Below are 4,922 nucleotides of genomic sequence, written 5' to 3' on the forward strand. Positions count from 1 at the left end.
AAATACGCCCACTTCTCTATATTCGTCTTCAGCTCTTCAAACTTCTTGTCAAATTTTCCAAGCTCTAAAAAGGTAAAGGACAACTGAGGAATATCAACCTCATGCGTTAACAAATCACAGACCCTGTGATGCGACAGATACTCCTTCTTATTCGGAAATAATGAATGGTCCAGAATAGCCAGAAAAATCACATCGTTCATGTTTTTGTAATCATTGGGCTTTTTCCTTTGATTTGTGTAAGTGCGAGAGGCATACGCTACTGCTCTCTTTATAAAATGACCCTCCTTAGCACACTGCATCTCGATAATAAACGTCTTACCATTGGTATCTTTGCACTGCACATCGACAATGCTCTGACGCAAAACCTTTATGCTAGTGTCCTGATGTGGTGAGATAAAGGCAACGTCCACAATCTTGTCATGCACTCCTGCAAAAACGTCGTTCAGGAAGGCAAGTAAAATCCCCTTGTTCTTATCTGTACCGAATACATTTTTAAAGACTAAGTCGCTCTTGGGGTCTAAATAACGGTCCATACCACTTCCTCTATCTCATTAAGCATTAAAGCTATTATATCATACTTCTTTTTTCTTTTGAATGCATACGGATTACAGTAAACTCCCGTGGATAAATACAAAATTCACAGAAGGGCAGCATCAATATTGGGGAGCCATAAATGGAGCCATATTTCTAAAATATCAAGCTTAGATACACATCAATGTGCCAGAAACACTGAAAATCTTCTAAAAAGTTCGAGTCTCCCCGGGGGTACCAAAGTGTTTAGATGGGTTTCATGAGCCTTTAAGAAGCTTTATTCATCACAAAATCATTAAAACCAATCTTCACAAGGCTTACTAAGAGGTGAAGTTTAAGAAAACTTGACTTTTGCACACAAAAGTATACAATTGTATACAATGAAGTTACTAAGAGAGCAATATGGCCAGCTTGAGAATATCTGATGAATTTATAAATAGTGTAAAAGAGAGCGCTAGGATTAATTTTAGAAGCATTGGCAAGCAAGTAGAGTATTGGGCGCGTATCGGTAAAGCTGCGGAAGAGAACCCTGATCTCAGCATTGATTTTATAAAAAATTGCTTAAAGGGATTGCAGGAGATTGAGAATAAAGAAACGACAGAATTTAAGTTTTCTGACCTGGCATGACTATTCAGGAAACGTCAAGGTTTAAAAAAGTATACAAAAAACTAAACAGTAACCAAAAAATTGATGTGGACAGCGCTATTCGGTTTATCATTAAAAACCCAGATACGGGTCAGCGAAAGAAAGGAAATTTATCAGCAGTTAGAATTTATAAATTTCGATGTGTAAATCAGTTAACTTTGTTGGCATACACAATTAGTAATGACCGATTAGTTTTAACTTTGCTTGATGTTGGTAGTCATGAAAATTTTTATAGAGATTTGAATTAGAGCTTAAATATATTTTATTCGCGCCCCCCAAAACTCTATAAATTCCAGATTAACTAAGCCTCTCAGTTAAGCCCAAGCCTCTACAAACAGGAGCATAAACCTAAGACGCCGAAGGTTCTTCGGTTGGGGAAGGCGATTTGTCAGATCCTGACATATAAGCATCTAGTTGAGATTGTGCTTCGTCCTGAGATTTGGCAATATTTACCAAAAAAGGAACGTTCACGTCTGCGTGCAGAGATACATTAGCAGAAAATACCCCAAGCTCTTTTAAGGGACAAGAAAGCTCTACCTGACCGGCCGGGACCTTGTGGCCCAGCTTCCCCAGCTCGCCAGCCAAATCTTTTGCCGATACAGATCCATACAAATGTCCATTTTCACCAGCATGACGTATGATGGTGACAACGGTATTGCGAATTTTTTCCGAATAAACCTCAGCCTTTGCCCTCAAGTCAGTGTTTTTTGCGATAAGCTGCTCCTTCTTTTCCTGAAAGAAGGCAATATTGTCCTTCGTCGCACGTAAAGCCATATTATTGGGTAAGAGGAAATTGCGAGCAAAACCCGGCTTGACTTTCACAACATCGCCTAGACTGCCAAGCTTAGGCACTCTTTGCAGTAAGATTATTTCTGTCTGCCTCATAGAGTTACTTCACCAAATCTAGACAGCCTTATACGGCATTATAGCCAAAAACCTAGCTCGCTTTATCGCAAGAGTAACCTCACGCTGCTTTTTAGCGGAAACACCGGTCACCCTGGCAGGAATAATCCGGCCACGCTCAGTAGTAAACTTTTGAAGCGTCTTAGCGTCCTTATAATCAACAACTGTGACGTCTATATTATCCTGACGCTTGAATCCCATACCATAACGAGATGATGAAGAAGATCTGCCGCCCTTTTTTGAGCGATTGTTGCCGCGTCTTTGCATTATTGCCCCGCCTCCTGATTGTCTTTAGCTTCTTGGGCCACGGCGTCATCCACAGACTTCTCAGACGGATGCTCATCTGTTTTGTTGTATACGCCAGAGGCTTCTTTGGCTGGAGCTTCAGTTGCTTTCTGATGAATCAGTGGACATGCGCCTGTATCAAACTTTTTTACAGATACGGTCAGGAAACGAAGGATCTCTTCGTTTAACTTCATGTGGCGCTCAGTCTCACGCATAGTATCCTGCGGCGCTTTGATTTGCATATAGAAGTAGTGTCCTTTGCGATTCTTCCTTATTGGATATGCGCACGAGCGCAGGCCGCAATATTCGCCTCTTACTACCTCACCAGAGCCGTTTTTAACTATATTAGAAATAATCTCAGCAATCCCCTCAACTTGAGGCTGAGACAAGTCCTGCCTGCCTATAAATATACTTTCGTAAAGACGCATCCTTTTCCCAAAAACTAACAGCCGCCTGAATAGACTGCCCTAAATTTACATACATTACATGCAACTCATACAATGTATTAACGCCTTTGGCAAGGATAATTTAGGACTTTATGACGCCGGCCGTTGTTGTATATTTCATTAAGATTTAGCTTCTGGAAACAACATGCACGAATACAGAACCTGCAATTGCAACGCGGTGGATAAAAATTGCTGCGGCAAAACGGTCAAGCTGGCCGGCTGGGTTCATCGTAAGCGCGATCACGGCAATTTGCTGTTCATAGATCTGCGCGACCATTTTGGCATAACACAGTGTGTAACCGACGTTTCGTCGCCGATATTCAAGGAGGTTGAGCAACTTAGCCTGGAAAGCGTTGTATCGTTTAGTGGCGAGATTCGGCCCCGCCCGGCGGATACTGTCAACCTCAATATACCAACAGGTGAGGTTGAGATGGTAATAGCCGAGGCAAAACTGCTGTCTCCGGCGGCAACATTGCCCTTCAGCGTTAATATTGAAAGCAATTATCCTGAGGATATTCGGCTTAAATATCGGTTCCTGGACTTGCGTAGAGAAAGCGTTCACAGGAATATAGTGCTGCGGTCCCAAGTTATCGCAAGCCTGCGGCGTAGAATGCAAGAAGCCGGGTTCCTTGAGGTTCAGACGCCAATACTAACCGCCAGTTCTCCAGAAGGGGCTAGGGATTACCTCGTGCCAAGCCGAATCCATCCAGGCAAGTTTTATGCTTTACCCCAAGCCCCCCAAATGTTTAAGCAGCTTCTTATGGTGGCGGGATTTGATCGCTACTTTCAAGTTGCGCCTTGTTTTCGGGATGAAGACAGCCGGGCCGAGCGGTCTCCTGGTGAGTTTTATCAGCTGGATCTTGAGATGGCCTTCGTCACGCAAGAGGACATTTTCGCCACTATAGAGCCAGTACTGCATGGCGTGTTTGCTGAATTTTCAAGTAAATCAACAATAAGCCCCTATCCTTTCCGACGTATTCCATATGATCAGTCGCTTTTGCGCTATGGCACGGATAAGCCTGACTTGCGTAATCCGCTGGAGATAGTCGATCTGACAGAGCTGTTTAAGCAAAGCAGCTTTGAGGCCTTCACCCACATTATAAATAACGAAAGCGGCTTGGTGCGTGGCATTAAGGTCGACCATGTGGCCGAAAAAAGCCGCAGCTTTTTCGATAAGCTGAATGAGTGGGCTCAAGATGAAGGCATGCCTGGACTAGGGTATATTTTGCTCAAGAATAATGAATTCAAGGGGCCTATTGCCAAGTTCTTGAACGAAGACCAGCTTAAGGAGCTGTCTGCAATTACTAAGCTCGCCGATGGTGGTTGTGTGTTTTTCATATGCGCTAAGCCTAAGGCTGTATGGAAACTGGCCGGAATGGTCAGGATTAAGCTGGCTCAGGAGCTGGAACTGATCGACGCAAACAGATTCGAATTCTGCTGGATCACGGATTTCCCTATGTATGAATTTAATGAAGATACCAAAAAGATAGAATTCTCGCACAACCCGTTCTCTATGCCGCAAGGTGGGTTAGAGGCGCTAAACAGCTCAGATCCTCTTCAAATTAAAGCCTATCAGTACGATGTGGTTTGCAATGGGGTTGAGCTGTCAAGCGGAGCCATCAGGAATCACTTGCCCGAAGTGATGTTTAAGGCATTTGCAATCGCAGGCTACAGCAACGAGGACGTTGAAAAGAATTTTGGCGGAATGCTGAACGCTTTCAGGTACGGGGCCCCTCCTCATGGCGGCTGTGCGCCGGGTATAGACCGCATGGTAATGCTTTTGGCAAACGAGCCCAACATCCGGGAAGTGATTGCGTTCCCGGTCAACCAGCAGGCCCAGGATCTTATGATGAACGCGCCTGCCGAAATCGACCCAGCAAGGCTTAAAGAACTTCATATAAGGACTGTTCTGCCCAGCAAATAAACTGGCGCGATCGGCAGGATTTGAACCTGCGACACCAGGATTAGGAATCCTATAAAAATAAAAAATATTATTATTTAAGATAGATAAACTTTTTGTTGTAAATCGAGTATACGATTGGTATTAGGAAATAATAATGCGCTGAGATTGATTGATAAAAATCATGCAAAAAGGTTGTACAAGGGTTGTAC

Annotated in this window: 7 protein-coding genes; 3 read left to right on the forward strand and 4 right to left on the reverse strand. The window is 43.5% G+C overall.

Annotated elements, in window-relative coordinates; translation table 11 throughout:
• On the reverse strand, nucleotides 1–533 hold a 533-nt coding region (locus LBL30_01260; GenBank protein MDR1031735.1), incomplete at its 3' end, for an Rpn family recombination-promoting nuclease/putative transposase.
• 400 nt (nucleotides 534–933) lie between these two features.
• On the opposite strand from LBL30_01260, the gene LBL30_01265 reads away from it, so the two are divergent.
• Nucleotides 934–1,158, forward strand: a complete 225-nt coding sequence (locus LBL30_01265; protein MDR1031736.1) for a ParD-like family protein — start codon at nucleotides 934–936, stop codon at nucleotides 1,156–1,158.
• Nucleotides 1,155–1,424 (forward strand): type II toxin-antitoxin system RelE/ParE family toxin, encoded by a 270-nt coding sequence (locus tag LBL30_01270; GenBank protein MDR1031737.1) that lies wholly within the window; start codon nucleotides 1,155–1,157, stop codon nucleotides 1,422–1,424. Before LBL30_01265 ends, LBL30_01270 begins: the two co-directional genes overlap by 4 nt.
• 100 nt (nucleotides 1,425–1,524) lie before the next feature.
• Here the strand turns inward: LBL30_01270 and rplI are convergent, their stop codons facing one another.
• The 3 genes from rplI to rpsF form a co-directional block, all read right to left on the reverse strand.
• A complete protein-coding gene (rplI, locus tag LBL30_01275) occupies nucleotides 1,525–2,061 on the reverse strand; it encodes a 50S ribosomal protein L9 (GenBank protein ID MDR1031738.1) in 537 nt (178 codons plus the stop codon).
• An 18-nt stretch (nucleotides 2,062–2,079) separates the two neighbouring features.
• Nucleotides 2,080–2,280 carry a 30S ribosomal protein S18 gene (gene rpsR / locus LBL30_01280; protein MDR1031739.1) on the reverse strand — a complete coding sequence of 67 codons (201 nt, stop codon included), beginning with the start codon at nucleotides 2,278–2,280 and terminating at the stop codon, nucleotides 2,080–2,082.
• A gap of 65 nt (nucleotides 2,281–2,345) precedes the next feature.
• Nucleotides 2,346–2,792: a 30S ribosomal protein S6 gene (gene rpsF, locus LBL30_01285; GenBank protein ID MDR1031740.1), complete on the reverse strand. Its 447-nt coding sequence runs from the start codon at nucleotides 2,790–2,792 to the stop codon at nucleotides 2,346–2,348.
• Nucleotides 2,793–2,955: 163 nt separating this feature from the next.
• Between rpsF and aspS the strand changes: the two genes are divergently transcribed.
• Nucleotides 2,956–4,734, forward strand: a complete 1,779-nt coding sequence (aspS, locus tag LBL30_01290; GenBank protein ID MDR1031741.1) for an aspartate--tRNA ligase — start codon at nucleotides 2,956–2,958, stop codon at nucleotides 4,732–4,734.
• The last annotated feature ends 188 nt before the right edge of the window (nucleotides 4,735–4,922 follow it).

The sequence above is a fragment of the Holosporales bacterium genome, assembly GCA_031263535.1.
Lineage (GTDB): Bacteria > Pseudomonadota > Alphaproteobacteria > UBA3830 > JAIRWN01 > JAIRWN01.